This is a genomic window from Cyanobium sp. NIVA-CYA 375 (genome assembly GCF_056108345.1).
Map to the genome: position 1 here is coordinate 1 of NZ_JBSYHW010000310.1, position 785 is coordinate 785.

The following is a 785-nucleotide window of genomic DNA, read 5'->3' on the forward strand; positions in this document are numbered from 1 at the left end:
ATGCCATAGCGCATCTTCAGCACCCGACCCTGCAGCTCCGGCAGCTGCTCCAGCAGTGCGCGCAGGTCTCCTTTCAGGCACTCACCATCCACCCGGTCTTCAGGCAGCTCCGCGTCTCCTGCCAGCAGGTCCAGCAGTTCGGTGTCATCACCGTCGCCCACCTTCGTTTCCAAGCTCACCGGTTGGCGGGCACGGCACAGCAGATCCTTCACCTCCTCCTCTGGCAGTTCCACCGCTTCTGCCAGCTCCGTCACCGTCGGCGTGCGGCCCAGCAGCTGGCTCAGCTCCCGCTGACCCTTCTTCAGCTTGTTCAGCGTTTCGGTGATGTGGATGGGCAGCCGGATCGTCCGGCTCTTCTCGGCAATCGCACGCGTGATCCCCTGGCGGATCCACCAATACGCATAGGTTGAAAATTTGTAGCCACGGGTTGGGTCGAACTTCTCAACGCCGCGCACCAAACCGATCGTGCCCTCCTGGATCAGGTCCAGCAGCTCCATATTCCGCCGCGTGTACTTCTTAGCCACGCTCACCACCAGCCGCAAATTCGCCGCCACCATCCGCTCCTTAGCCCGACGGCCCGCCTGCAAGCGCTTCTTAAGCAGGGGCGCGCTCAGACCAGCCGCCTGGGCCAACTCCGCCTGGCTTGGCTTGTTGCCCAGCCGCACCTCCAGCTCCTGCTCCAGCTCTTCCAAACCCACCAACTCCTGCACCTGGCGGCCCAGCGTGATCTCCTGCTCGTGAGATAAAAGCGGAACTCGGCCTATGTCACGCAGGTAGCTGCGCAC

General features: G+C 63.1%; 1 protein-coding gene. It reads right to left on the reverse strand.

What is annotated here, in order from left to right; translation table 11 throughout:
* On the reverse strand, positions 1 to 785 hold a 785-nt coding region (locus AC01FP_RS18275; protein ID WP_474482260.1), incomplete at both ends, for an RNA polymerase sigma factor, RpoD/SigA family.